The following is a 23909-nucleotide window of genomic DNA, read 5'->3' as shown; positions in this document are numbered from 1 at the left end:
CAGCTCCTTACGGACCGCTGGTCGGACGAGCGACTGTCACCGGGTATGCCTAGGGTCGATTCACCGGTCCGCGGTGCACGGTGCACCAGCGGCCGACGGAGGAGGTCACCCATGCCCGACCCGACCTGGGACGCCGACACGCTCGTCGCCCGCTACGACGAGGTGCGAGCCCACACCGAGACGCTCGCCGGCCCGCTGTCCCCCGAGGACCAGACCGTCCAGACGATGCCCGACGTGTCGCCGACGAAGTGGCACCGCGCACACGTCACGTGGTTCTTCGAGACGTTCGTGCTCGCCGACCACGAGCCGTCGTTCAAGCCCTACCAGGACCGCTACTGGTTCCTCTTCAACAGCTACTACGAAGGCGTCGGGCCCCGCCATGCCCGCGCCGAGCGAGGATTCGTCACCCGCCCGGGCGCCCACGACGTCGGGCTCTACCGCGCCGACGTCGACTCGCGGATGCGCGACCTCGTCACGACCCTCGACGGCGGTTCGCTCGAGAAGCTCACGTCCACCATCGAGCTCGGCTTCCACCACGAGCAGCAGCACCAGGAGCTGCTCCTCATGGACATCAAGCACGTCCTGTCGGTCAACCCCCTCCAGCCGACGTATGCCGGCAGCCCCCTCGCGCCGACGTATGCCGGCAGCCCCCTCGCGCCGTCGGCTCCCGACCCGTTGGGCTGGGTCGACGTCGAGGGCGGCCTCGTCGAGGTGGGTCACCGTGGCGGCGGGTTCAGCTTCGACAACGAGCTGCCGCTGCACCAGCAGTGGCTCGAGCCATACCGCCTCGCCGACCGCCTCGTCACCAACGGCGAGTGGCTCGAGTTCATGGCCGACCGCGGCTACGAGCGCCACGAGCTCTGGCTCTCCGACGGCTGGGGGAAGGTGCGCGCCGAGGGCTGGCGGGCGCCCTTCTACTGGTCCGAGGTCGACGGGGTGTGGTTCGAGCACACGCTGAGCGGCACCCGGGCCGTCGACCCGGGGCTCCCGGTGAGCCACGTCAGCCACTACGAGGCCGACGCGTACGCCACGTGGGCGGGCAAGCGGCTCCCCACCGAGGGCGAGTGGGAGCACGCCGTCGTCGCCGACGGCCAGTCCGAGCCGCCGGCCACCGGCGCCAACCTCGCCGACACCGAGACGTTCCACCCGCGCGCGGCCGGCCCGAGCACCGGCCACCTGCGCCAGGTCTACGGCGACTGCTGGGAGTGGACGAGCTCGGCCTACCTGGCCTACCCCGGCTACCACGCGCCGGCCGGCGCCATCGGCGAGTACAACGGCAAGTTCATGTCGGGCCAGATGGTGCTGCGTGGCGGGTGTGCCCTGACCCCGCCCGGTCACGCCCGGGCGACCTACCGCAACTTCTTCCCGCCGGGCTCACGCTGGGCGCTGTCCGGCGTCCGCCTCGCCGACGGCGGTGAGCGCCGATGAGCGCCCGCGAGCCGGTCGTCACCGTCGCGCTCGACCCCGACTGGGCGTCGGAAGCGCTCGTCGACGACGTACGCCGTGGGCTCGGGTCGCAGCCGCGCACCCTGCCGCCGAAGTGGCTCTACGACGACGCCGGCTCCGACCTCTTCGACGAGATCACGCGACTGCCGGAGTACTACCCGACCGAGCGCGAGCGGGCCATCCTGCGCGACCACGCCGCCGACATCGTGACCGCGTGCGACGCGACGACCGTCGTCGAGCTCGGCAGCGGCACGAGCGACAAGACCCGCACCCTGCTCGACGCGTTCGCCGCGCGCGGGAGCCTCGAGCGCTTCGTCCCGGTCGACGTGTCCGAGCAGACCCTGCGGGACGCGGCGACGATGCTCTCGGAGCGCTACCCGTCGCTGCGCGTCGAGGCCCTCGTCGGCGACTTCACGCTGCACCTCGGGCACCTGCCGCGAGGCGGGCGGCGGCTCGTCGCCTTCCTCGGCGGGACCATCGGCAACTTCTACGTCGAGGAGCGGGCGGCCTTCCTCGGGGCCCTGCACGACAGCCTCGAGCCCGGTGACTGGTTCCTGCTCGGCACCGACCTCGTCAAGAGCACCGACCGGCTGATCGCCGCCTACGACGACAGCCGCGGAGTCACGGCGAGGTTCGTCACGAACTGCCTGCGCGTGCTCAACCGCGAGCTCGGCGCCGACTTCGACATCGAGGCCTTCTCGTACGTCCCGTTCTGGGACCCGCGTCAGGAGCGGATGGACCTCCGGCTGCGCGCCGACATGCCGCAGCGGGTGAGCATCCCCGGTGCCGACCTGACGTTCGACCTGGCGCACGGCGAGGAGATCCGCGTCGAGATCTCGACGAAGTTCCGCCGCGAGAGCCTGCGCGACGAGCTGGGCGCGGCCGGCTTCACGGTCGAGCGCACGTGGACCGACGACGACGGCGACTTCGCCCTGACCCTCGCCCGACGGGACGGCTGACCGGGGCCATCCCGAGGGCGGTGCGGGTCAGGCCAGCAGCAGGCCGGTGAGCGCCTCGACCCACCACTGCTCGACCTCGTCGACGGACCAGCCGCGCTCGCGCGTCGCGATGTCGAAGGTCTGGATCGAGCACACCGTCGCATAGACGTCCAGGGCCCGGTCCAGCGTGAGTCCGTCGCGCAGCGCCCCGCTCGGCCACGACGCGAACAGCCTCCGCCGGTTCGCGTCGCCGCGGGCCCGGCCCTGCTCGTACGCCGCGGCGAGCGCGGGCTCGTTGCGCCCACCCTCGACCGTGAGCCGCAGGCCGTCCCCACCGCGCTCGAAGAGGCGCCGATCGAACCGGATGAACGCAGCGAGCTGCCCTCTCGGGTCACCCTGCGCCGCCTCGATCTCGCGGGTGACCTGTTCGACCCCGGCATCCAGCTCACCGCCCTCGACGAGGGAGGTCGCGAGCCCCGCCTTGGTGCCGTAGACCGCATAGACCGTGGCCTCGGAGACGCCGGCATCCGCCGCGACCGAGCGCACGCTCGTGCCCGCCCACCCCGACTCGACGAAGCGCTGCCGGGCGGCGCGGGCGATGCGTTGCCTCGTCTGCTCGGCCTGCTCCTCGCGAAGGGAGGAGTGGTAGGCGCGAGGGGAGGGCTCGGAACTCTTCACGGAAACCACTGTACAGGTCGGCTGAGCGGTTCTATATTGACTGAGTATTGCTCAATCAATCATGAGCAACTCACTCAAAGGAGAGCACCATGAGCACGACCCAGCTGGACCCGTCCGCCACCGAAGCCGCGCCGCACACCGCCGCCACCGAGCGGTCCGGCGCCGACAGGGCCGCCGCCGACACGGCCGCTGCCGTCCTGCGGCGCCTCGAGTCGGCCTGGAACGCCGGCGACGGCCAGGGCTTCGGCGCGCCCTATGCCGCGGACGCGGCCTTCGTGAACATCCGCGGCGAGCACCACCGAGGACGCGACGCCATCGCCGGCGGACACGCGGGGATCTTCGCGACCATCTACGCCGGCAGCACGAACCGGATGGAGCTCGTGGACGCACGCCACCTCGCCGACGACGTCATCGTCGCGACGTCGCGCAACACCCTGGACGTCCCGAGCGGTCCACTGGCCGGCATCCACGCCGCCACCTCGACCTCGGTCCTCGTCCGCGTCGGCGAGACCTGGCAGATCGCCGTCACCCACAACACCCTCGAGGCCACGCGATGAGCGCCCTCGTGGGCGGGACGGTCGGCGAGGCACTCGCGGGCCGCGCGGCCGAGACCAACACCACCCCCGCGACGGAGCGCACGTCCGCCCCATCCCGCCTCGCGCGTCGCGCCGCCGTGGTCTTCGGCGTCGGTGGAGCCCTGCTCGCCGTCGGCGGGACGATGCACCCGCACGAGACGTCGGGTTCGATGCACGAGAGCCTTCTCGCGCTCATCGGGTCCCCGGTCTGGCTGCCCGCACACGCCGTGCTCCTCGCGGGCATGCTGACGACACTGGTCGGCCTCGTCCTGCTCCGGCGCCACGACGCCTTCCCGGCCGGGGTCCGTCCGTGGCTCACCGGGACGATCGTCGCCTGGGCCGTCGCGACGCCGGAGTTCGTGCCGCACCTGCTCGCCGGCGGCGAGCACGACGCACTCGAGGCCGGCGGCGCGACCCCGATGGTCGACACCCATCTGGCGCTCTCGACCTTCACGACCCCGCTCGTCGGCGTGTCCGCCGCCCTGCTCGCCGTCGCGGTCGCACGGGCGGCGGCGACGTGGCCCGCCCGGATCCTCGCCGTCCTCGGAGTCGTCGGGGGTCTCGGTTTCGCTATGGCCGCACCACTGCTGGCGGTCACGGGCAATCCGCAGGTTTCGAACCTCTTCGCCGCGCAGACCCTCATCGACGTCTGGATCATCGGCACGAGCGTCCGGGTCGTCCTGTCCGAGAGGGCGGCGCGGCGCTGACCCCGACGCGCCGCCCGAGGTATGCCGTCGCGCCCGGCCGCGACGGCATACCCCTGTTCCGGAGGAATGGGGGTATGCCGTCGGGGTGCCCGCGGAAGTCTTCCTGGCGTTTGGCACACTGGGCGCTCCAGTACGACACGATGTAGGAGATCTCCGCATGACCCCTCGTTCCCTCTACCGCCGGATCGCCCTCGCGGAGGTGGTGACGTGGGCGCTGCTCCTGCTCGGGATGGTCCTCAAGTACGTGACCCACACGACCGAGCTCGGGGTCAGGGTCTTCGGACTCGTGCACGGCGTCGTCTTCATCGCGTTCTGCCTCGTCACGCTCCTGCTCTGGGTCAACCAGCGCTGGACCGCCCGAGAGGGCCTGCTCGGCCTGCTCAGCGCGGTGCCGCCGTTCCTCACCGTGTGGTGGGAGCGACGCCTTGAGCGTCGCGGACGCCTCGACGGCGGCTGGCGCCTCGGCCGCGGCGGCGACACCCCGGCCACTCCGGCCGAACGCCTCGTCGCCGCCCTGCTCGCCCGGCCGTTGGTCGCCGTGGGTGTCGGCGTCGTCGCGGTACTCGCGCTGACCGGCGTCGCCCTGCTCCTGGGCCCGCCCGTCGGCACGCAGGGCTGACCCGGCGCCCCACGTCGCCCCTCACGGCTCGTGGGTACCTCCTCCCGGTCAGGGCATTCCGAGCCGGGCGGCATACGGTGGCTTCCGACAGCTCGACCGGGTCGACGAAGGGATGGAAGCAGATGGGTGCGGTCGCAGTGCTGACCGGTGAGGTCCGTGCGGAGGGCGTCGGCAAGACGATCGACGAGACGACCCTGCTGCTGCCGACCGACGTCAGTGCCGACCCCGGCGAGTGCATCGTGCTCCGGGGTCCCAACGGCTCGGGCAAGACGACCCTGCTCCGGATCATCGGCGGGCTGCTCGTGCCCAGCACGGGAACCGCGACCATCGGCGGCCGCGAGGCCGACGAGCGCGACCGGACGGTCCGCGCCGCCGTCGCCGCCCTGCTCGGCGCGCCGACGACCTACCGCGACCTGACCCTCGTCGACCACCTCGTCCTCATCGACTCGACATGGGGCGGTGACCCGGCCACGTCCGACGACCGCAGCCTCGCCCTCCTCGACCGCCTCGGCATCGCCCACCTCGACGACCGCTTCCCGCACGAGCTGTCGTCGGGTCAGGAGCAGCTCTTCCGGCTCGCACTGACGTTCTCGCGCCCGGCCAGCGTCGTGCTCCTCGACGAGCCCGAGCAGCGGCTCGACACCGGCAAGCGCCAGGTCGTCGCCGAGCTGATCCGCGAGCGCACCGAGTCCGGCGGCACGGTGGTCATGGCCTGCCACGACCCCGACCTGACGGCCACCCTCGCGACCCGCGTGGTCGACATCGTCCCGGCGCGCTGACCGCGGACCGACGATGAGCAAGCGCAAGCAGCCGGCCCGCAGAAAGGCCGCTCCCGCCCCCACGACCACCGCACCCACGACCCCCGAACCCACAACTCCCGAACCCACGGCCCCCGAGCCGACGGCGGAGCGGGCGGCGACCCGAACACCCGGCGAGACGGCATACGACCGCTCGGCACGCGACCTCACGGCACCGGCCGAGGTCGACTACGACGACCACGACCTCCTCGGCCAGGCCGACTGGGTCATCGGTGGCGAGGCGGCGCGCAAGGCCCGGCAGCAGGGGTTGTATGCCGGCTACGTCCTCTTCCTCGGCGCGCTCGTCTACGGTCTCCCGATCGTCCAGGCCGTGTTCCGCACGTCCGATGCCTCCTCGCTCGGTGACCAGCTGAGCTCGCCCGAGGCGATCGCGCTGCTCGTCGCGTCCGTCGCTGCGCTGCTCGGAGCGGTGGTCTTCGCCGGCCGCTTCCGGGGCCCGGTCGTGCCGCCCATGCCCTGGATCGACCTCGTGCTTCCCGTGCCGCTCGACCGCGCCCTCGCCCTGCGTCGGTGGTGGCGCTACGCCGCCGTCGGGGGCCTGTTCATCGGGGCGCTCAGCGGGCTGACCGTCGGGGGCGGCCTGGCCTTCGCGCACCTGGCCGGCCCGGTGACGATCATCGTGACCACGGCTGTCGGTACCGCTCTCGGTGTCCTCGCCACGCGCCTCTGGCTCTGGTCGCAGGTGCGCTCCTGGCCCGGCCCGGACCGCGGCCTCAGCCTGCTCTGGCGCGTGCCCGACGCCCTGCGCGAGCTGCACGCCGAGTCGCTGCGGGCCCACTCGGCCAACACCTCGACCATGGCCGGGTCCGCCCTCACGGGCAACCTGCGCACCGCGCGCCTCGCGCTGACCCGCCCCGTCCGGCACGGACGCTCCGCGCGTCTCCGCCCGGGTCGACCCTTCGGCGTGCTCGTCCGCCGCGACGTCATCGGCCTGCGGCGCACGCCGGGCGCGTTCCTCTCGGGCCTCGGCCTCACGCTCCTGGGCGGCGCGATCGTCACGTGGGCGTTCACGCAGCCGGCGGCCCCGAGCATCGCGGCGACGATCGGCCTGCTGCCGCTCTACCTCGGCTTCGGCGCCTGGGCGGAGGGGTTGCGCCTGCAGGCCGACAACGTCGGCACTCCCTCCCTCCTCGGCACCGGCGAGCTGACCGAGGCCGTGGCCCACGTGACGGTCCCCACCGCCCTGACGCTCCTGGTGCTCGGCGGCTGGGTCGCCGTCGCCGGTGCCCTCGGGTCGCTGCCGGGCAGTGCACCGCTGTCGCTGTGGCTGATCCTCGTGCTCGTCGTCGCCGGCAACGTGCTGGCGGCCTTCCGCGGCTCCCCCACCTTCATGCTGCGTCCCCAGATGGTCATCGCGTGGTATGCCGTGCCGGCCCTCGCCGTCGTCGTGCTCGGCTCGCTCGTCGCGGTGCTGACCAAGGCCGCCAGCTACACGTGGCTCTCGGTCGTGAGCTGGCTCGTCTACGCCGTGCTTGCCTGGGCGGTCTCGAAGGTGCGCCGGCTGACCTACCTGCACCGCGCCTGAGCGACAACCCGTTCGCGGTCGGCGGTGACCACTCGTTAGGTTCGGGCCATGAGCGAGCTGCGCACGCGTGACGTCGTCGACGCCGACCTCCCCGCCGTCCTGGCCATCCGCAACCGGTCGTTCGGTCCGCTCGGCACCGGCGGCGACGTGTGGTGGCAGCGCGTCTCGGCCGAGACCCTCGGTGGCCGGATGATCGCGGTCGTCGACGAGTCCGACCAGGTCATCGGCGCCGGCCGCATCCGACCCTACGAGCAGGCGTGGGGCGGGCAGCACCTGCGCATGGGCGGCGTCGCCGGCGTCTACGTCGAGCCGAGCGCCCGCGGCCGGGGCGTCGCGACGGCCCTGACCCGCGCCCTCACCACGAGGATGGGCGAGCTCGGCGACGTCGTGTCGTGCCTCTTCCCGACCACGGCGACCCTGTACCGCGGCTCCGGCTACGAGATCGGGGGCGTGCAGACCCGGATGACGTATGCCGCCCACCACCTCCGCGACCTCGGCGCCACGCGCGCCGGGCGGGCTGGATCGACCGGCCTGCGCCCCGCGGTGCCGAGTGACGCGCAGCAGATGCACGACCTCGCCCGCGCCTCGAGCGCCCGGCACGGGGTCAGCGGACCGATGGTGCGCTCGGTGGCGGCACTCACCGGGATGCTCGAGCGCGACGAGCTCATCGCCTACGTCGTCGACGGCGGCTTCGTCGTCTACGACCTGTCCGAGCAGGCCGTCACGGTCGAGGATCTCGTCGCGACGACCCCCGAGGCAGCGGCGACGCTGTGGGGCGTCGTCGGATCGGGCTCGTCCGCCGCGCCGACGGTGCACACCTTCCTCGACCCGCGCGACCCGGTGACGCTCGCGCTGGGCGGGCTGCCGACGGTGGAGGTCCAGCAGATCCCGTGGATGGCCCGGGTCGTCGACCTGGGGGCGGCCTTCGCCGGGCGAGGCTTCGGTCGGCATCTCTCGGTCGAGGCCGACCTGGTCGTCGACGACGCCGAGGCGCCGGCCAACACCGGTCGGTGGAGCCTGTCGGTCCGCGACGGGCGTGGCACCGCGACACGCACCGACGACGCCCCGGTTCGAGGTGATGCCAGCACCGACGCGGCTGACGCGATCACCTCGAACGCGCTGCGGGTCGAGGCGCGCGGGCTGGCGGCACTGTGGTGCGGCTGGTCCGTGTCGCGCCTGCGCCAGGCCGAGCTCGCGATCGGGGGCAGCCCCGACGGCGATGCCGCCCTCGACGCCGTCTTCGCCTGCCAGCCCTTCATCACCGAGTACTTCTGACAGCAGACTCCCACCAGTCGAGTGGCCCCGTCGTCACACCCGAAACTGGGACCGATGCGACCGCTGGGGCCACGCGGCCACTCGAGTGAGCGCCTCGCACCAGTCGAGTGAGCGCGGCGTCCCAGGAGCGTGTGACCGGTGGGACGACGGGGCCACTCGAGTGGGACCGGGCGCTCACTCGAGTGGGACTAGGCGCTCAGTCGAGTGGTGACCGGCGAGCGGTCAGTCGGTGGTCGAGGCGGTGGTCGAGGCGGTGCTCGCGGCTCGGTCGGGCTCGCGGACGGCGGGGATGGCCACGAGGGCGACGACCGCCATGGCGCCGACGACGAGCAGCGAGTGCAGCACGCCGACGTGGTCGCCGAGGAAGCCGAGCAGCGGTGGCCCGGCGAGGAACGCGGTGTAGCCGATCGTCGAGACGACGCTCATCCGCGCGGCGGCACGCCTCGGGTCGTCGGCCGCGGCGCTCATGCCGACGGGGAAGCCGAGGCTCGCCCCGACACCCCAGATCGCGGCGCCGACGAAGGCGAGCACCGGACCGCCGTAGACGACGAGGAGGCAGCCGACGACGGCCGACACGAAGAGGACGCGGAGCACCGGCACGCGGCCGCGCTCGTCGAGCACGCGGGTGCCGAGCAGCCGGCCGGCCGTCATCGCCGTGAGGAAGACCGCGAAGCCGACGACGCCCACCCAGCGCTCGAGGCCGTAGCCGTCCGAGAGCGCCACCGCGACCCAGTCGTTGGCCGTGCCCTCGGTGAACGCGGCGGCGAGGACGACGACGCCGATGAGCAGGGTGCGCGGCTCGCGCCAGGCCGCACCGATCCCCGCCTCCGAGCGCACCTCGGCGCCCGTCTCGTCCGTCTCGACCGAGCGGGGCAGGAAGGCGCGCAGGAACCACGGGGTCACGGCGAGCAGCAGCACGACGACGCCGGCGAGGTGCACGGCGACCGGGACGTGGAGGAACGACAGGCCCGCCCCGATGAGGGCGCTCACGACCGTGCCACCGCTGAAGGCCGCGTGGAAGTGCGGCATGATCGCGCGGCCGAGGAAGCGCTCGACCTCGGCGCCCTCGAGGTTCATCCCCACGTCGAAGACCCCGGTGCCGATGCCGACGAGCACGAGGCCCGCCATGACGACGGCACGGTTGTGGGCGACGTCGACACCGAGGCCGACGCCGAGCAGACCGACGCTCTGGACGACGGCGGCGCCCATCAGGGTGCGGGCCGCACCGAGGCGGTGCACGATCCAGCCGGACAGCGGGAGACCGATGACCGAGCCGAGAGAGGCGGCGAGCAGGGTCAGGCCGAGCTGTCCGGCCGAGAGCCCGAGCTCGTGCTTGATGTCCGGCACTCGTGAGGCGAAGGCCGCGAAGGCCGCTCCGTTGATCGCGAAGGCCGTGAAGACGGCGGTGCGGGCCGTGCGGACGACGGCGGCCGGCGGGGCACTGACGGCGGACATGGAGCAAGCCTCTCAAGGGACGACCGACGCGGGGGGCGCGAAGCGAGGGGGTGAAGCGGGCCGGCCGTCCGTGCGGCCGACCACCTCGACGGCGGTCTGGCGATGGTTCGGGACGAGGGTGGCCCCGGTGAGACCGAGCCCTCGAGCGCTTCGAATCGGTTCGACTCGAAACGTTTCGATAGCATGCCTCCCATGGTCACCCGAGGTCAAGCCCGTCCGACGCTGCGCGACGTCGCCGAGCGCGCGGGCGTCTCGGTGTCGACGGCCTCCCTCGTCTTCAGCGGCAAGGGTCCGGTCGCGGAGGCCACGGGCGACCGGGTCCGTGCCGCCGCGACCGAGCTCGGCTTCACCGGGCCCAACCCGCTCGCGTCGTCACTGCGCCAGGGCCGCTCGGGCGCCATCGGCGTCCTCGTCGAGGGGCGCCTGCGAATGGCCTTCCGCGACCCCTTCGCCATCGCCGTCCTCGACGGCCTCGCCGAGGTGCTCGAGACCGTTCCCACGGGCGTGCTGCTCATCGGGCAACCCGCCGGCTCAGGCGAATCCGTCGTCCCGCAGCTCGCACCGCTCGCGCTCGACGCGGTCGTCTTCTCGCTCTGCGGACCCGGTGAGAACCCTGCCGTCGAGCACCTCGCGGCCCGCGGTATCCCGATGTTCAGCACCGGTGTGCCGGGCGACCGGCGCATCACCCAGGTCCGCGTCGACGAGCGCGCCGCAGGCATCGCCGTCGCCGAGCACGTGCGCTCGCTCGGGCACCGCCGGGTCGCCCACGTCGCCATGCCGCTGCTGCCGACGAGCACGGCCGGTCCGGTCCCCGACGCGGAGGTGCGGCCCGGCGAGGCCAACGTGCCGAGCGTGGGCCGCCTGCTCGGCTTCCGCGACGTCTTCGGCGCGGACGCCGCCGCGGTCCAGACCGGGGACGGGTCGTCGTTCGAGGGCGGCCGGATCGCGGGCCGGTCGCTGCTCGACGTGCCCGAGCACGAGCGCCCGACCGCCATCGTCACCCAGTCAGACGTCATCGCGGCCGGGGTCATCGTCGCCGCCGAGGAGCTCGGACTGCGGGTGCCCGACGACCTCAGCGTCACCGGGTTCGACGGCGTCGACCTCCCGTGGCTGCCGCACCGGATCACGACGATGGACCAGCAGGGCCGCGAGAAGGGCCGGATCCTCGGGACGCTCGTGCGCAAACGCCTCGACGGCACCCGACCCCGGAGCGTGACCCAGCCGGTGCAGCTGCGGGTCGGCACGACCACCGCTCCCCCGGCCTGACCGGAGGCCCGCCACCGCGCGGAGGGGAAAAGGGACACCCCGCGTACCTGGAAGAGCTCTCCTACCCTTGCTGCATTCCTGCCCTGGGGGAGTTCGGAGAGGTACCACCACGCGGGGTGCCGACGGCCAGTGTATGCCGCCCCCGACGTCAGCCGGAAATCGCCCCTCCAGCCGTGGCCGGGCTCGCGGTCGGCGCCTGCTCGACCTCTCGGACTCCGTTGACGTGCGGGGGCAGCCGACGCTCGACGACGAGCGAGATGACAGCGAGCAGGACGCACCCGCCGACGAGGAAACCGATGTAGACCGGACCCAGGCCTCGCCCGATGAGGAAGCTCGCGACGACCGGCCCGACGACGAAGGCGATCGAGAACATGAGCGAGCTGAGCGCGTTGTAGCGGCCCCGGAGGTGGTCGGGCGCGAGGTCGTTGACCATCGCGGCGCTCGTCGGCTGGAGCATCGTCTCGCCGAGGCCGAACACCCCGGCGCAGGCGCAGAGCAGCACGGTGGCCGCGACCGTGCCCGGCACGAGCGCCGTCGCGCCGAGCAGCGACCAGGCCACCATCCACGTGAACGCCATGACGACGGCGACCCGGGTGCGACGTCGCCCCTCGATGCGCTGGAGCACGACGAGCTGGAGCAGCACGATGACCACGGTGTTGGCCGCGAACGCATAGCCGAGCCCCTCGGTCGAGACCTGCCCCAGGGCACGCGCGAAGGCGGGCATGCCGGCGTTGAGCTGCGGGTAGCTGACGAGCGCGGCGACGCCGACGAGGAGCAGCAGGGCTCGCAGCCGGGGGTCACGCAGCAGCGCGACGTAGGACACGCTGCCGGTCGCCTCGTCGGCCGGCCGCGCGACCCGGTCGCGGGCACGGCGCAGCGGGCCGAGGAGGATGACGAGCGCCGGCACGTAGCTGAGGGCGTCGAGCAGGTAGACCGTGACGAACGTGCCCGGCCGCGACACGTCGACGAAGCGCCCACCGACGATGCCGCCGATGCCGATGCCGAGGTTGAGCAAGGTGAAGTTGATGCCGAAGTAGCGCTGCCGCTGCTCGGTCGGGATGAGGTTGCCGATGAGCGCGCTCGACGCCGGCCAGACGATGCCGAAGCCGTAGCCCATGAGGACGAGCGCGAGGGCCGCCTGCCCCGTCGTCGTGGCGAGCGCCAGCACGATGTCGGCGAGGAGCAGCGCCACGAGGCTGCTCGCGTAGACCCGCCGCGGCCCGATGCGGTCGATGAGCGCCCCGGCCGGCGCCACGAGCACGATGCCGACGCCCGCCTGGAGCGCGAGGAGCAGACCCACGGTCTCGAGCGGGATGCCACGCACCTCGTGGAGGTAGACGACCATGAACGGCAGGACGAGACCCGTGCCGATCGACTGGAAGACGACGGTCGAGATGAGCAGCTTGCCCTCGCGCGGCAGGTCGTGCCAGAACGAGGTCAACGGCGGTCGGGCGGCACTGGTCGAGCTCACCGGTGCAGTCTGCCGTGCCCCACCGACAGCCGCCGAACCGATGTCGGGGACCTTCGCCTCTGGTGCGCACCCGAGCCCGCGACGAGCGTGGAAGCACCGAAGGAGGTCGCCATGTCGACCCTGCAACAGCGCCCCCAGACCTCTTCACCGCTCCCGGCACACAGCCCCGGAAACCGGTGGGCCCTCGGGCTCGGGATCGGCGGACTCCTCGTCGCCGCAGCCACGTTCGTCGTGCCCGATCCCGACGTCGCCGGACTCTGCTGGACGGCCGGCTTCGCCCTGCTCTTCGCGGCCACGGTCGTGGTCGTCGTCGGCCACGTCCACGCCCGCGGCGACCACCTCAGCGCCCTGCCCACGAGCACCGCGGGCTGGGTGGCCCTGACCTGCTTCGTCGCCGGGGCCGCCCTGCTCTTCACCCCCGTCGGCGAGCTCAGCCTCGTCCTCGGTCTCGTCGCCGCGGCCGCCGGCGTCAGCGCCGTGTCCGTCTCGCGGGAGCGGTCGCTGCCGGTCATCATGCTGCCGCTGCTCAGCGGCACGTTCGTGCTGGCGTTCCTGCTGGGCGAGCTGCTCATCGGGCACGAGTGAGCCGACACGGCTTGCGTATGCGTGTCGCTCGCTGTGGGGGGCACGCCCGGCCTTCGCCGCGCTCGGTTCCCTCCCCGATCGTCGCGCTCGGTTCCCTCGCCGCTCGGCTGGGTTTCCTGCCCGCTCGGCTGGGGACACCATCACCCGCGGGGATGGGGGAACCGTCGGGGTGGGGGCCGCGAGTCGCTCGTGCCTCGCGGTGGGCGGCCCCCACCCCTCCTCCCAAATCCGGAGACTCCGTCACATGACAGCGGCCCCCATCGCGCTGAGCGCGATGGGGGCCGCTGTCATGTGGCGGAGGATGGGGGATTTGAACCCCCGAGGGTTTTATCCCAACACGATTTCCAATCGTGCGCACTAGGCCACTATGCGAATCCTCCGTCGCGCAGGTTACCGGAGGCGGACCCCGCACAAGAAATCGGCCTCCCCGGCCACCCTGCACGACCCCGGTGCACAATCACCGCATGGCCCCTCCCACGCCGGTCGCCCTCGACACCGACGTCACCTGGATCCACGGCGCACCGTCCCCGCGGCGACGACACGACCCACCGCTCCAGGTGCACCACCTCGCCCCCGGCACCGTCCTGATCCGGCAGAGCAAGGACCTCACCTACGAGGCCCCGTTCATCCTGCTGCTCCTCGGCGAGCGCCGCGCGCTGCTCCTCGACACCGGGGCGGTGGAGGGCACCGCCCTGCGACAGACGGTGGACGGCCTCGTCGCGGACCACCTCGCCGCGCAGACCCGGCCAGACGCGCAGACCCCGCCTGACGCGCAGACGCCGCCGAACGCGTACGACCTCGACGCGTACGAGCTCGTCGTTGCCCACACGCACGGCCACGGCGACCACGTCGCCGGCGACGCCGCCTTCGCCGACCGGCCACGCACGACCGTCATCGGCCACGACGTCGCGAGCGTGTGCGCCTTCTTCGGCATCACCGGGTGGCCGACCGAGGTCGTGCCGCTCGACCTCGGTGGCCGTGCCCTCGAGGTCTTCGGCATCCCGGGTCACCACCCGGCCTCGATCGCTTTCCACGACCCGGCCACCGGCCTGCTCCACACGGGCGACACGGTCTACCCCGGCCGCATCTACGTCCAGGACTCCGACGCCCTCCTCGACACCCTCGACCGCCTCGTCACCTTCGCCGCGGAGCGCACCGTCACGCACGTCCTCGGCTGCCACGTCGAGATGACCCGGCGGCCCGGTCGCGACTACCCGCTCGGCTCGCGCTACCAGCCCGACGAGCCGTCACCGTTCATGACCGTGGCGCAGCTGCGCAGCGCCCGCGACGCCTTCCGCACCGTCGCGCACCGTCCCGGCATCCACCGGTTCGACGACGTCGTCTTCTGCGTCGGCGAGGGCCCCCGCGTTCTCGTCCCGCTCCAGCTGCGCGCGCTCGTCGAGCAGGTCCGCTGGCGGCTCGGGCTGCTGCGCCGCCGACCGGCTCCCTGAGACCGGATTGCCGCACGGCGACCGCGCCTGAAACCATCACGTGCATGTCCCTCGCCGCACTCCACCGCCGCAACCTGCTCAAGGAGATCGACCTGACGCCCGACGAGTTCCGGGCGCTGCTCGACCTCGCCGCCGAGCTCAAGGCCGCCAAGCGCGAGGGCCGCGAGGAGCGACGCCTCAGTGGCAAGAACATCGCCCTGCTCTTCGCCAAGACCTCGACGCGCACCCGCTGCGCGTTCGAGGTGGCCGCGGCCGACCAGGGCGCCAGCACGACCTATCTCGACCCGGTCGGCTCGCAGATGGGCCACAAGGAGTCGGCCAAGGACACCGCCCGCGTGCTCGGCCGCTTCTATGACGGCATCGAGTACCGCGGAGCCGGTCACGACGTCATCGAGACCCTCGGCGCCTTCGCGGGGGTGCCGGTCTGGAACGGCCTCACCGACGACTGGCACCCGACGCAGTCGCTCTGCGACGCCCTGACGATGCGCGAGCACGCCGGCAAGCCGGACGAGCAGATCGCGTACGCCTACGTCGGTGACGCCCGCTTCAACATGGGCAACTCGCTGCTCGTCACCGGGGCCCTGCTCGGCATGGACGTGCGCATCGTCGCGCCCCGCTCGCTGTGGCCGTCCGACGCCGTCGTCGCCGTCGCGAGGAGGTATGCCGCCGAGACCGGTGCCCGGGTCACCCTCACCGAGGACGTGGCGGAGGGCGTGCGGGGCGTCGACTTCGTCCACACGGACGTGTGGGTGTCGATGGGTGAGCCGAAGGAGGTCTGGGCCGACCGCATCGAGCTGCTGACGCCCTACCAGGTCAACGCGGAGATGCTTGCGCTGACAGGCAATCCGCGGGTCAAGTTCATGCACTGCCTCCCGGCCTTCCACGACCTCGAGACGCAGGTCGGCAAGGACGTGCACGAGCAGTTCGGGCTCAAGGAGCTCGAGGTCACCGACGACGTCTTCGAGTCCGATGCGTCCGTCGTCTTCGACCAGGCCGAGAACCGGATGCACACGATCAAGGCGCTCATGGTCGCCACGCTGGTCCAGCTCTGACGGGGGGGGTCCCAGCGACCTCCCAGCCTCGCGACGCCTGACGTTCACGCTTTGGTGGTGGCGCCGTTCGACGACGGTGCGGGAGAACAGCAGTCATGCACCTCTCTCGCACCCCAGCCCTGGCGGCCGTCGCGGCCGCGCTCGTCGTCCTGCCCGCTGCCACGGCAGCCTCCGCCGCAGATGCCCCCGGTCAGGGCAAGGACGGCCACTACCGCTTCGCCGTCATCGGCGACGTGCCCTACGGCGACGCCCAGGTCGCGGCCTTCCCGACATGGGTCGACCAGATCAACGCCACCCCGGACCTCTCCTTCACCATCCACGTCGGCGACATCAAGAACGGCTCGTCGAGATGCACGAACGAGTACTTCTCGATGATCCGCACCCAGTTCGACCGCTTCACCACGCCGCTCGTCTACACCCCGGGCGACAACGAGTGGACCGACTGCCACCGCACCAACAACGGCACCTACGACCCCCTCGAGCGCCTCGCCGCCGTCCGGTCGACCTTCTTCCCCCGCGCGGGCCACACCCTCGGCGCCGACATGACCGTCGCGTCGCAGGCGGCCGCCGGCTTCCCCGAGAACGTCTCGTTCCGGCGCCAGGGCGTCGACATCGCAACCCTGCACGTCGTCGGCAGCAACAACGGCCTGCTCCCCTGGCCCGAGCTGGGTTTCACCTCCCCCACGGCGCAGCAGGTCGCCGAGGAGCGGGCCCGCACGGACAACGCCGCGGCACAGGTCCGTTCGGCCTTCGCCGGAGCCCGGCAGCGCCACGACCGCGCCGTCGCGCTCTTCCTCCAGGCCGACATGTTCGACCCGACGTACGCCGTGACCTGGGCCGACAACTCGGCCTTCCAGCCGCTCGTCCGCGAGCTCGTCGCGCAGTCGAACGCCTTCGACGGCGAGGTCTACCTCTTCAACGGCGACAGCCACGTCTACAACTCCGACCGCCCGCTCGCCTCCGGCTCGAGGTGGCTCGACTTCTACGGCGTGCAGGGCTCGGCGGACAACCTCACGCGCGTCACGGTCGACGGCTCGAGCAACAACACGGACTTCCTCGAGGTCACCGTGAACCGTCCCGGCGCCGCGCACGTGCTGTCGTGGAAGCGCGTGCCCTACACCCGCTGAGCCGTCCGGACGGGCAGCACAGCGTGAGTATGCCGTCCGGCGCACACCGCGCCGGACGGCATACTCACGCTCGTGTCACGGCTGGACGGTGATCGTGGGGCACTGGCGCAGCGTCTGGGTGGGCGTCGCGACGACGGGCACCTTCCCGAAGCTCTTCCAGGCCGCGCCCACGACGAGGTCGACGGTGTCGCCCTTGCGCTTGTCGTTGAGGTAGACGGCCTGCGGCACGTGCGCCTTGACGAGTCGGGCCGACGCCGCGCCCTCGGGTCCGAAACGGATCTGCGCGACCTGCTTGACGCCCGCGTCCTTCGGGTCATTGCCGACGGCCTTGACCTTGAAGCCACGGGTGTCGGCGACCTTGGCGACGGCCGCGGCGAGCCCGTTGCGCGTCGTCGAGTTGTAGACGTTGAGGCTGACGTCGGCCGGGCGCAGTGGTGCGACGGGCACCTCCGTCGTGCACGGTCCCGGTGTCGGGGTCGTGTCGCGGAAGTAGGTCGAGGCGTAGTAGAACGCGCCCGCCATGCTCAGCAGGACGACCGCGATCACGATCGTCGACCGGCGCTGGCGCCGCACCCGGTAGGTGCGGTCGTCCTTGTCAGCGACCTGCGACATCACCGCTCCTTCGTCCGTCGTCGCCCCTGGTCGGGCGGGCCCGTGTCAGGAGAGTACGAGGACTCGGGCGTGAAGGACAGGACGCTGCTGCAGCGCGGCGCGCAGTGCCCGGTGCAGCCCGTCCTCGAGGTAGAGCTCGCCCTCCCACTCGACGCAGTGCGGGAAGAGATCCCCGTAGAACGTCGAGTCGTCAGCCAGGAGGCCGCGCAGGTCGAGCGTGCTCTTGGTCGTGATGAGCTCGCCGAGCTGCACCACCCGAGGCGGGACGTTCGACCAGTCCTTGGTCGTCTCGAGTCCATGGTCTGGGTACGGGCGCGAGTCGCCGACGGCCTTGAAAATCACCGGGTCAGCATAGGCGTCGAACGTGGACGACCGGCCACTAGAGTTCGAACCGTGACCGAGACTGCAGGCTCAGGAGCCCCTCAGACGGGCGGCACGGGCGACACGAGCCAGATCGACGAGATCCGGGCCGGCTACGCGTTCGACGGAGGGGTGCTCAAGCTCGGCGCCGCCGTCGTCGACGGCCAGGCCCATGCTGACGCCCCGGTGCAGATCCCGCTCAGCGTCCTCAACCGCCACGGCCTCGTCGCGGGCGCGACCGGCACCGGCAAGACCAAGACGCTCCAGCTCATGGCGGAGCAGCTGTCGGACCAGGGCGTCCCGGTCTTCCTCGCCGACATGAAGGGTGACCTGTCGGGTCTCGCGACGCCCGGCGAGGGCGGCGACAAGATCACCAGCCGCGCGGCCGACGTCGGCATGCCGTGGACGGCGACGGCATATCCCACCGAGTTCTACTCGCTCGGCGGCAAGGGTGACGGCATCGCGATCCGCGCCACGATCACGGGCTTCGGCCCGACCCTGCTCAGCAAGGTCCTCGGCCTCAACGACACGCAGGAGAGCAGCCTCGGGCTGATCTTCCACTACGCCGACAAGAACGGCCTCGCGCTCCTCGACCTCAAGGACCTCCGGGCGGTCATCAGCCACCTGACCTCCGACGAGGGCAAGGCCGACCTCAAGGACCTCGGCGGCCTCTCGAGCGCGACGGCGGGCGTCATCCTGCGCAACCTCATCACCTTCGAGGACCAGGGTGCCGGCGCCTTCTTCGGCGAGCCCGAGTTCGAGACGAGCGACCTGCTGCGCACCGCTCCCGACGGCAAGGGGATCATCTCCTGTCTCGAGCTGCCGCAGGTCCAGGACCGACCGCAGCTCTTCTCGACCTTCCTCATGTGGATGCTCGCCGACCTCTTCCACGACCTGCCCGAGGAGGGCGACGTCGACAAGCCGAAGCTCGTCTTCTTCTTCGACGAGGCGCACCTGCTCTTCAACGACGCGAGCAAGGCGTTCCTGCAGGCCATCGAGCAGACGGTCCGGCTCATCCGCTCCAAGGGCATCGGCGTCTTCTTCGTGACGCAGTCTCCCAAGGACGTCCCGTCGGGCGTGCTCGCCCAGCTCGGCAACCGCGTCCAGCACGCCCTGCGCGCCTTCACCCCCGACGACGCCAAGGCGCTCAAGCAGGCGATCGCGACCTACCCGCACACGGCCTACGACATGGAGAAGCTCCTCACGAGCCTCGGCATCGGCGAGGCCGTCGTCACCGTGCTGTCGGACAAGGGCGTGCCGACGCCCGTCGCGTGGACCCGGATGAAGGCCCCGAACTCCCTCATGGACCCCTCGTCGCCCGCGACGATGGATGCCGTCATCGCGGCGTCGCAGCTCAAGACGAAGTATGCCGACGTCGTGGACCGCGAGTCGGCCTACGAGAAGCTGACGGCCCGGTTGCAGGCGGCTCCCGCGACTCCGGCGGCCCCCGCCCCGGCACCCGCCGCCCCGGCCCCCGCGCCCGCGCCCGCGTCGAGTCGCGCCCCCAAGGAGGAGCCGAGCATCATCGCGCAGGTGGCCGGCAGCTCGGCGTTCAAGTCGATGCTCCGGTCGGCCGGCACCGTCATCGGCCGGGAGATCACCCGCAGCATCTTCGGCACCCGCAAACGCTGACCGGCTCCGGAGGCAACCAAACCGCCTCGCCGGGGACTGTTCCGCTGTCAGCATTGACCAGCGGAACCGAGGTGGGCCATGCGCGAGGACGACGACCCGATCCGGGTCATCTACGACGCGTCGTACCGAAGACTCGTCGGCCAGCTGTATGCCGTGTGCGGCAACCGCGGCGATGCCGAGGACGCCGTGCAGGAGGCCTTCGTGCAGGCGGTCTACCACCGACGTCGTTTCCTCGAGATGGACAAGCCGGAGGCGTGGCTGCGCACCGTGGCCCTCAACCGGATCCGCAAGGGGTGGCGGCGGGGCGCCCTGGCCCGTCGCGTCCTCTCGCGCGGCACGACGGCCCCGCCCACCGCTGACTTCGGGCTCGGCCCCGACCACGTGGCGCTGGTCGCCGCCCTCGGACGCCTGACCCCGGTCCTGCGCGAGACCTTCGTCCTGCACTACGTCGTCGACCTGCCCGTGGCGACCGTGGCCACCGAGCTCAGCGTTGCCGAGGGCACCGTCAAGGCGCGCCTGTCACGCAGTCGGGCCCTGCTGGCCGACCTGCTCTCCGACCGGGAAGGAGCCGAGCATGTCTGATCTCACGTCACTGGTCACCGACGTGGCCGAACAGGTCGACGGGCCGACCTTCGAGGAGATCACTCGCCGGGCACGGACCCGGCGGGTACGCCGAGTCACCACCGCTGTCGCGGCGGTCGGGCTGGCTGCCGTGGTCTCGGTCGTCGCGCTCGCCTCGACGTCGGGTCGTCCGCGGGCGCTTCCCGCCACACCACAGCCGAGCTCGGTCGCGGTCACGGTGCGGCCTCCCGGGCAGATCGTCAACGGCCGCAACGCCAGCGCGGGGCGCACGTGGACGGCGCCGGAGCGCTCCGGCGAGCTGACGATCCGGGCGTGGTCCCAGTGCGCCGACGACACGCTGACCGTGCGCGAGTGCGACCCGGGCCGGCGCCTGGGCGCCTGGGAGGTCACCGATGCCTCGGGGCGCCGGGTGCTCGTGCCCTCCGGCCCCGGCGAGGGCCAGGTCTGGTACGCCGGCGGTGGCATCTGGGTGCTCCGGGCCGCCTCACCCGAGGGCTCCCCGCGGTCCCCGATCGTTGCCGCGTCCGCCAGCCTGAGGACACCGGTCACGCTCGCCCCCGATGCGGGCCGCACCATCGGGATGCAGGCTGCCAGAGGTCGGCCGCACGTCGCCTGCCCGGATGAACCGTGGGTCAAGTGCGTGGTCGACGTCTCCGCGGGCACCCTGACGCCCATCACCGATCTCCCGACCGGGGACTGGTCGATCACGAACGCTGCCGGATGGGTGGGGATCCTTCACACCGGGCAGGTGGCCGTCGGCCAGCCGGACGGAAGCCTGCTGCACCTCGATCTGTACGAGGTCCTGGTGAGCCCGACACGTGTGGTCGTCGAGGACGCCTTGGACGGCACGATCGGCTGGTACCTGAGCAACGAGGAGGACGTGCTCCCGACCACCCCGGTGAGGGCCCTGCTCAGCACCGATCGGGGCCGCACGTGGACCCTGAGGTCCGTGCCCGCGACGGCCCAGGCCGCGCGCGACTGGATCACCGAGCCGGGCTTCGACCGGTCCGTGCACCGCGCCGTCCTGCCGGACGACTGGCGCACGTGGCCGGTCATCGCTCGCTAGCAGGCTCGCCGGGCGCCCTGTCTCCTGGGACGGGGCGCTCGGGCAGCAACGGCTCCCCGAACCCATGCAACCGAACGGGCCGCCGGGGACTCGTCCAAGTGGAAGCATCGTGAGGACGGCAGGTGGACGCTCATGGACGAGAGCAGCGACGGTGACCCGGTCCGGGTCGTCTACGACCTGTCGTACCGGCGACTCGTGACGCAGCTGGCGGCGCTGTGCGGCAACCTCCCCGAGGCGGAGGACATCGTGCAGGAGGCCTTCGTCACGGCCATGACGCACCGTCGCGACTTCGTCGAGGTCTCCAACAAGGAGGCCTGGCTGCGCACCGTGGCGGTCAACCTGCTGCGGAACCGCTGGCGCCGGGCCCGGGTCACGGCACGTGCCCTGCCGAAGTTCCGCGCCGAGCTGAGCATCGACCTCGGCCCCGGCACTCCGGAGGACCACGTCGCCATCGTGTACGCGTTGAGCCAGCTGAGCCTGCCGGTGCGGATCACCGTCGTGCTCCACTACATCGCCGATCTCAGCGTGGCGCAGGTCGCCACCGAGCTGGCCGTGCCCGAGGGCACGGTCAAGGCGCGGCTCGCGCGAGCCCGGGTCCAGATGGCCGGGCACCTCATCGACCGCGAGGAGGCGGACCATGTCTGACCTGACCACCTTCGCCCGCGACACCGAGCGCCGCGTGGCCCAGCCTCCCTTCGAGACCCTGCTCTGGCGGCAGCGCCGGGTGCGTCGCCGTCGCGCGGCGTGGGTCTCGGCCGCGGCGGTCGCCGCCGTCCTCGCGCTCGCGTTCGCCGTGTCGGGCCTCGGTCGCCTCGGCGCCCAGAGTCTCCCGGCCGCCCCGACCCCACGGTTGACGTCGGTGAGCGTCCCCGACTGGACCGCCGACGAGGTCGTCGGGCACCCGGACGCCTTCGTCGCCGCCCAGCTCGAGTCCCGCACGGACCGGCGGATCGTGCTCACGGTCTGGAAGCGCTGCGTCGCCCCTCGCCCCGACCACGACTGCCTCGGCCGGGAGGCCATCGCCGTCGTCGACGGGACCGACGACCGGTTCCTCGTGCTCGGGGCCGTCACCGGGTCGAGTGAGCAGCCCTCGATGGGCGGTCCGGGGCTGTACCGCGAGGTCGGCGACGGAGTCTGGTACTGGGCGCACCGAGGACCGGGCCCCTACCTGCTCTCGGCGACGATGCGCCAGCCCGTGGCGCTCACCGTCATGGACCACCCCGTGGCCCCGCCCTTCGGGACGTCGACGGTCGAGTGCGCCGACGGGGCCGGTCTGTGCACGCTCGACGTCAACGCCAGGACGCTGGAGCGGCTGGCCGTGCCGAACGTGCCGGACGGCGACACGAGGTGGGCCACGCCGACCTCGAAGGGCTGCGGCATCTGGGGCCTGACCGGCGCCGGCGGGGACCTGCGCCTCGTCATCCAGCAGCGCGACGGCTCCTTCGCGTCGGCCGACCTCCCCGGCGACGCGACGCCGACGTCGCTCGCCGAAGGTGGCGCCGAGTGCGAGGTCGCCTACTACCAGTCGACCGCGGACACACAGGACCAGCTCGTCGTCAGCCTCGACCAGGGGTCGACGTGGCAGGCACGTCGAGCGCCTCTGCCTCAGCTGAGCGGCAACATCGAGGAGAAGCCCCGCCTGCGGGTGCTCATCCCTCCGCGGTGGGCGGCCCTACCCGAGGTCACGAGCCCCTCCGGACTCCCGGGCCCACTGAAGCCCCTCTGAGGCGCCGGTCGACGGGCGTCACTCGACGGGCGTCACTCGACCGGCGTCACTCGACCGGCGTCACTCGACCGGTGTCCTCGGCTAGGCGTCGAACTCGACGTCGTCGAGGTCCCCGTCGACGTCCGCGAAGTAGCTGATGACGCGGATGTCGGGCTCGTCGAGCACCTGCAGGACGAGCTGGCGCAGCTGGATGACCTGCCCGGTGTCGAGACGGATCCGCTTGGTGCGGCCCCGGGTCGGGTCGCTGTCGTGCCGCTCCCACCACTCGACGGTGTCGGGGTTGGTCTTGAAGATCTCGTCGAGGATCCGCTTGAACGACGGGTCGTCCGGGTGTCGTGCGTAGGCCTCACGGAAGAGCGCGAGCTGGTCGGCCGCCTCCTGCTCCCAGTCGACGAAGAGGCTCCGGGCCGCCGGGTCGCAGCAGTAGAACCACAGCAGGTTGCGCTCGCGCTTGCTCCGCTTGCTCTCCCAGTCGGTGAAGAGCTGGCAGGCGGTGTGGTTGGCGCCCAGCACGTCCCAGCGAGCGCCGACGACGTAGGCCGGGTTCGGGTCGATGGAGTCGAGCAGCTCCTCGAGCTCCTCGGTCAGCTCCTCCGGCGCCTGCGGCCGACGTGACGGCGTGCCCGTCGCGAGCGCGTGCAGGTGCGACCGGCCGTCGGCGTTGAGCTTGAGCGCGCGGGCGAGGCCCTCGATGACGCTCTTGCTCGGGCGCAGGTCGCGGCCGCGCTCGATGATGTCGTAGTACGCGACGGAGATGTTCGCGAGCTCGGCCACCTCGGTGCGGCTCAGACCCACCCGGCGCCGACCCTTGGCCCGCTTGATGCCGACCTCTTCCGGGGCGAGCTCGTGCCGGCGCGCGCGAAGGAACTCGCCCAGGGGGGAGGGGGTGCGCACGCTGAGCGGGACGTCCGTGGTCATGGCGCTCATCCTGCCAGTGGTGAGC

General features: G+C 72.1%; 24 protein-coding genes, 1 tRNA gene and 1 other RNA gene. 18 read left to right on the top strand and 8 right to left on the bottom strand.

Going from position 1 to position 23909, the window contains the following annotated elements; genetic code table 11:
• The first annotated feature begins 111 nt into the window (after positions 1–111).
• Both egtB and egtD read left to right on the top strand, forming a co-directional pair.
• A complete protein-coding gene (gene egtB / locus AC1DW8_RS05855; RefSeq protein WP_478092528.1) occupies positions 112–1428 on the top strand; it encodes an ergothioneine biosynthesis protein EgtB in 1317 nt (438 codons plus the stop codon).
• Entirely contained in the window at positions 1425–2405 is a 981-nt protein-coding gene (gene egtD / locus AC1DW8_RS05850; RefSeq protein ID WP_056774114.1) for an L-histidine N(alpha)-methyltransferase, read from the top strand. Before egtB ends, egtD begins: the two co-directional genes overlap by 4 nt.
• A 27-nt stretch (positions 2406–2432) precedes the next feature.
• Here egtD and AC1DW8_RS05845 read toward each other — a convergent pair whose 3' ends face one another.
• Entirely contained in the window at positions 2433–3062 is a 630-nt protein-coding gene (locus AC1DW8_RS05845) for a TetR/AcrR family transcriptional regulator (RefSeq protein ID WP_056826605.1), read from the bottom strand.
• An 89-nt stretch (positions 3063–3151) separates the two neighbouring features.
• Here AC1DW8_RS05845 and AC1DW8_RS05840 point away from each other — a divergent pair, with 89 nt between their 5' ends.
• The 6 genes from AC1DW8_RS05840 to AC1DW8_RS05815 all read left to right on the top strand — a co-directional run bounded on the left by AC1DW8_RS05840 (position 3152) and on the right by AC1DW8_RS05815 (position 8581).
• Positions 3152–3619: an SgcJ/EcaC family oxidoreductase gene (locus tag AC1DW8_RS05840; protein ID WP_056826607.1), complete on the top strand. Its 468-nt coding sequence runs from the start codon at positions 3152–3154 to the stop codon at positions 3617–3619.
• The gene (locus tag AC1DW8_RS05835) at positions 3616–4344 is read left to right on the top strand and encodes a hypothetical protein (protein ID WP_478092525.1); all 729 of its coding nucleotides are present in this window, start codon (positions 3616–3618) and stop codon (positions 4342–4344) included. The genes AC1DW8_RS05840 and AC1DW8_RS05835 overlap by 4 nt, the downstream gene beginning before the upstream one ends.
• 157 nt (positions 4345–4501) lie before the next feature.
• On the top strand, positions 4502–4963 hold the full coding sequence (locus tag AC1DW8_RS05830) for a DUF3817 domain-containing protein (RefSeq protein ID WP_056826611.1): 462 nt from the start codon (positions 4502–4504) through the stop codon (positions 4961–4963).
• 77 nt (positions 4964–5040) lie between these two features.
• Positions 5041–5742: an ABC transporter ATP-binding protein gene (locus tag AC1DW8_RS05825; RefSeq protein ID WP_478092523.1), complete on the top strand. Its 702-nt coding sequence runs from the start codon at positions 5041–5043 to the stop codon at positions 5740–5742.
• 13 nt (positions 5743–5755) lie between these two features.
• The gene (locus tag AC1DW8_RS05820) at positions 5756–7306 is read left to right on the top strand and encodes a hypothetical protein (protein ID WP_478092521.1); all 1551 of its coding nucleotides are present in this window, start codon (positions 5756–5758) and stop codon (positions 7304–7306) included.
• 48 nt (positions 7307–7354) lie between these two features.
• Complete coding sequence (locus AC1DW8_RS05815; protein ID WP_478092520.1) at positions 7355–8581, top strand: GNAT family N-acetyltransferase; 1227 nt, start codon at positions 7355–7357, stop codon at positions 8579–8581.
• A 222-nt stretch (positions 8582–8803) separates the two neighbouring features.
• Here AC1DW8_RS05815 and AC1DW8_RS05810 read toward each other — a convergent pair whose 3' ends face one another.
• Positions 8804–10036: an MFS transporter gene (locus AC1DW8_RS05810; RefSeq protein WP_478092518.1), complete on the bottom strand. Its 1233-nt coding sequence runs from the start codon at positions 10034–10036 to the stop codon at positions 8804–8806.
• A gap of 192 nt (positions 10037–10228) precedes the next feature.
• On the opposite strand from AC1DW8_RS05810, the gene AC1DW8_RS05805 reads away from it, so the two are divergent.
• Positions 10229–11302 carry a LacI family DNA-binding transcriptional regulator gene (locus tag AC1DW8_RS05805; protein ID WP_478092516.1) on the top strand — a complete coding sequence of 358 codons (1074 nt, stop codon included), beginning with the start codon at positions 10229–10231 and terminating at the stop codon, positions 11300–11302.
• 27 nt (positions 11303–11329) lie between these two features.
• Here the strand turns inward: AC1DW8_RS05805 and ffs are convergent.
• Both ffs and AC1DW8_RS05795 read right to left on the bottom strand, forming a co-directional pair.
• Positions 11330–11426, bottom strand: an RNA gene (gene ffs / locus AC1DW8_RS05800) — signal recognition particle sRNA small type.
• A gap of 24 nt (positions 11427–11450) precedes the next feature.
• The gene (locus tag AC1DW8_RS05795) at positions 11451–12773 is read right to left on the bottom strand and encodes an MFS transporter (protein ID WP_478092515.1); all 1323 of its coding nucleotides are present in this window, start codon (positions 12771–12773) and stop codon (positions 11451–11453) included.
• A gap of 111 nt (positions 12774–12884) precedes the next feature.
• Here AC1DW8_RS05795 and AC1DW8_RS05790 point away from each other — a divergent pair, with 111 nt between their 5' ends.
• A complete protein-coding gene (locus tag AC1DW8_RS05790; RefSeq protein WP_478092513.1) occupies positions 12885–13358 on the top strand; it encodes a hypothetical protein in 474 nt (157 codons plus the stop codon).
• Positions 13359–13650: 292 nt separating this feature from the next.
• On the opposite strand, the gene AC1DW8_RS05785 is transcribed toward AC1DW8_RS05790, so the two are convergent.
• Positions 13651–13738, bottom strand: a tRNA-Ser gene (locus AC1DW8_RS05785).
• An 84-nt stretch (positions 13739–13822) separates the two neighbouring features.
• Here AC1DW8_RS05785 and AC1DW8_RS05780 point away from each other — a divergent pair.
• From AC1DW8_RS05780 to AC1DW8_RS05770, 3 genes are all read left to right on the top strand, one after another.
• Positions 13823–14809 (top strand): MBL fold metallo-hydrolase, encoded by a 987-nt coding sequence (locus tag AC1DW8_RS05780; protein WP_478092511.1) that lies wholly within the window; start codon positions 13823–13825, stop codon positions 14807–14809.
• A gap of 44 nt (positions 14810–14853) precedes the next feature.
• Positions 14854–15861 carry an ornithine carbamoyltransferase gene (argF, locus tag AC1DW8_RS05775; protein WP_056826621.1) on the top strand — a complete coding sequence of 336 codons (1008 nt, stop codon included), beginning with the start codon at positions 14854–14856 and terminating at the stop codon, positions 15859–15861.
• Positions 15862–15956: 95 nt separating this feature from the next.
• Entirely contained in the window at positions 15957–16988 is a 1032-nt protein-coding gene (locus tag AC1DW8_RS05770; protein WP_478092509.1) for a metallophosphoesterase, read from the top strand.
• Positions 16989–17063: 75 nt separating this feature from the next.
• Here AC1DW8_RS05770 and AC1DW8_RS05765 read toward each other — a convergent pair whose 3' ends face one another.
• Positions 17064–17600 (bottom strand): LytR C-terminal domain-containing protein, encoded by a 537-nt coding sequence (locus tag AC1DW8_RS05765; RefSeq protein ID WP_056774151.1) that lies wholly within the window; start codon positions 17598–17600, stop codon positions 17064–17066.
• A gap of 45 nt (positions 17601–17645) precedes the next feature.
• Positions 17646–17942 (bottom strand): type II toxin-antitoxin system VapB family antitoxin, encoded by a 297-nt coding sequence (locus tag AC1DW8_RS05760; RefSeq protein ID WP_020145941.1) that lies wholly within the window; start codon positions 17940–17942, stop codon positions 17646–17648.
• A gap of 51 nt (positions 17943–17993) precedes the next feature.
• Here AC1DW8_RS05760 and AC1DW8_RS05755 point away from each other — a divergent pair, with 51 nt between their 5' ends.
• The 5 genes from AC1DW8_RS05755 (at position 17994) to AC1DW8_RS05735 (ending at position 22966) form a co-directional block, all read left to right on the top strand.
• Positions 17994–19592, top strand: coding sequence for a helicase HerA-like domain-containing protein (locus tag AC1DW8_RS05755; RefSeq protein WP_478092507.1), 1599 nt, complete (start codon positions 17994–17996; stop codon positions 19590–19592).
• A 78-nt stretch (positions 19593–19670) separates the two neighbouring features.
• Positions 19671–20174 carry an RNA polymerase sigma factor gene (locus AC1DW8_RS05750; protein ID WP_478092505.1) on the top strand — a complete coding sequence of 168 codons (504 nt, stop codon included), beginning with the start codon at positions 19671–19673 and terminating at the stop codon, positions 20172–20174.
• Complete coding sequence (locus AC1DW8_RS05745) at positions 20167–21240, top strand: hypothetical protein (RefSeq protein WP_478092503.1); 1074 nt, start codon at positions 20167–20169, stop codon at positions 21238–21240. The genes AC1DW8_RS05750 and AC1DW8_RS05745 overlap by 8 nt, the downstream gene beginning before the upstream one ends.
• Before the next feature lie 132 nt (positions 21241–21372).
• Positions 21373–21885 (top strand): RNA polymerase sigma factor, encoded by a 513-nt coding sequence (locus tag AC1DW8_RS05740; RefSeq protein ID WP_056774164.1) that lies wholly within the window; start codon positions 21373–21375, stop codon positions 21883–21885.
• Positions 21878–22966 (top strand): hypothetical protein, encoded by a 1089-nt coding sequence (locus AC1DW8_RS05735; RefSeq protein ID WP_478092501.1) that lies wholly within the window; start codon positions 21878–21880, stop codon positions 22964–22966. The genes AC1DW8_RS05740 and AC1DW8_RS05735 overlap by 8 nt, the downstream gene beginning before the upstream one ends.
• Before the next feature lie 81 nt (positions 22967–23047).
• On the opposite strand, the gene AC1DW8_RS05730 is transcribed toward AC1DW8_RS05735, so the two are convergent.
• A complete protein-coding gene (locus tag AC1DW8_RS05730) occupies positions 23048–23884 on the bottom strand; it encodes a helix-turn-helix transcriptional regulator (protein WP_056774171.1) in 837 nt (278 codons plus the stop codon).
• Positions 23885–23909: the final 25 nt, after the last annotated feature.

The sequence above is a fragment of the Terrabacter sp. P2_E3 genome (assembly GCF_056403915.1).
Note: the sequence above shows the minus strand (reverse complement) of the source record. Positions and strands in the feature narration are given on the sequence as shown.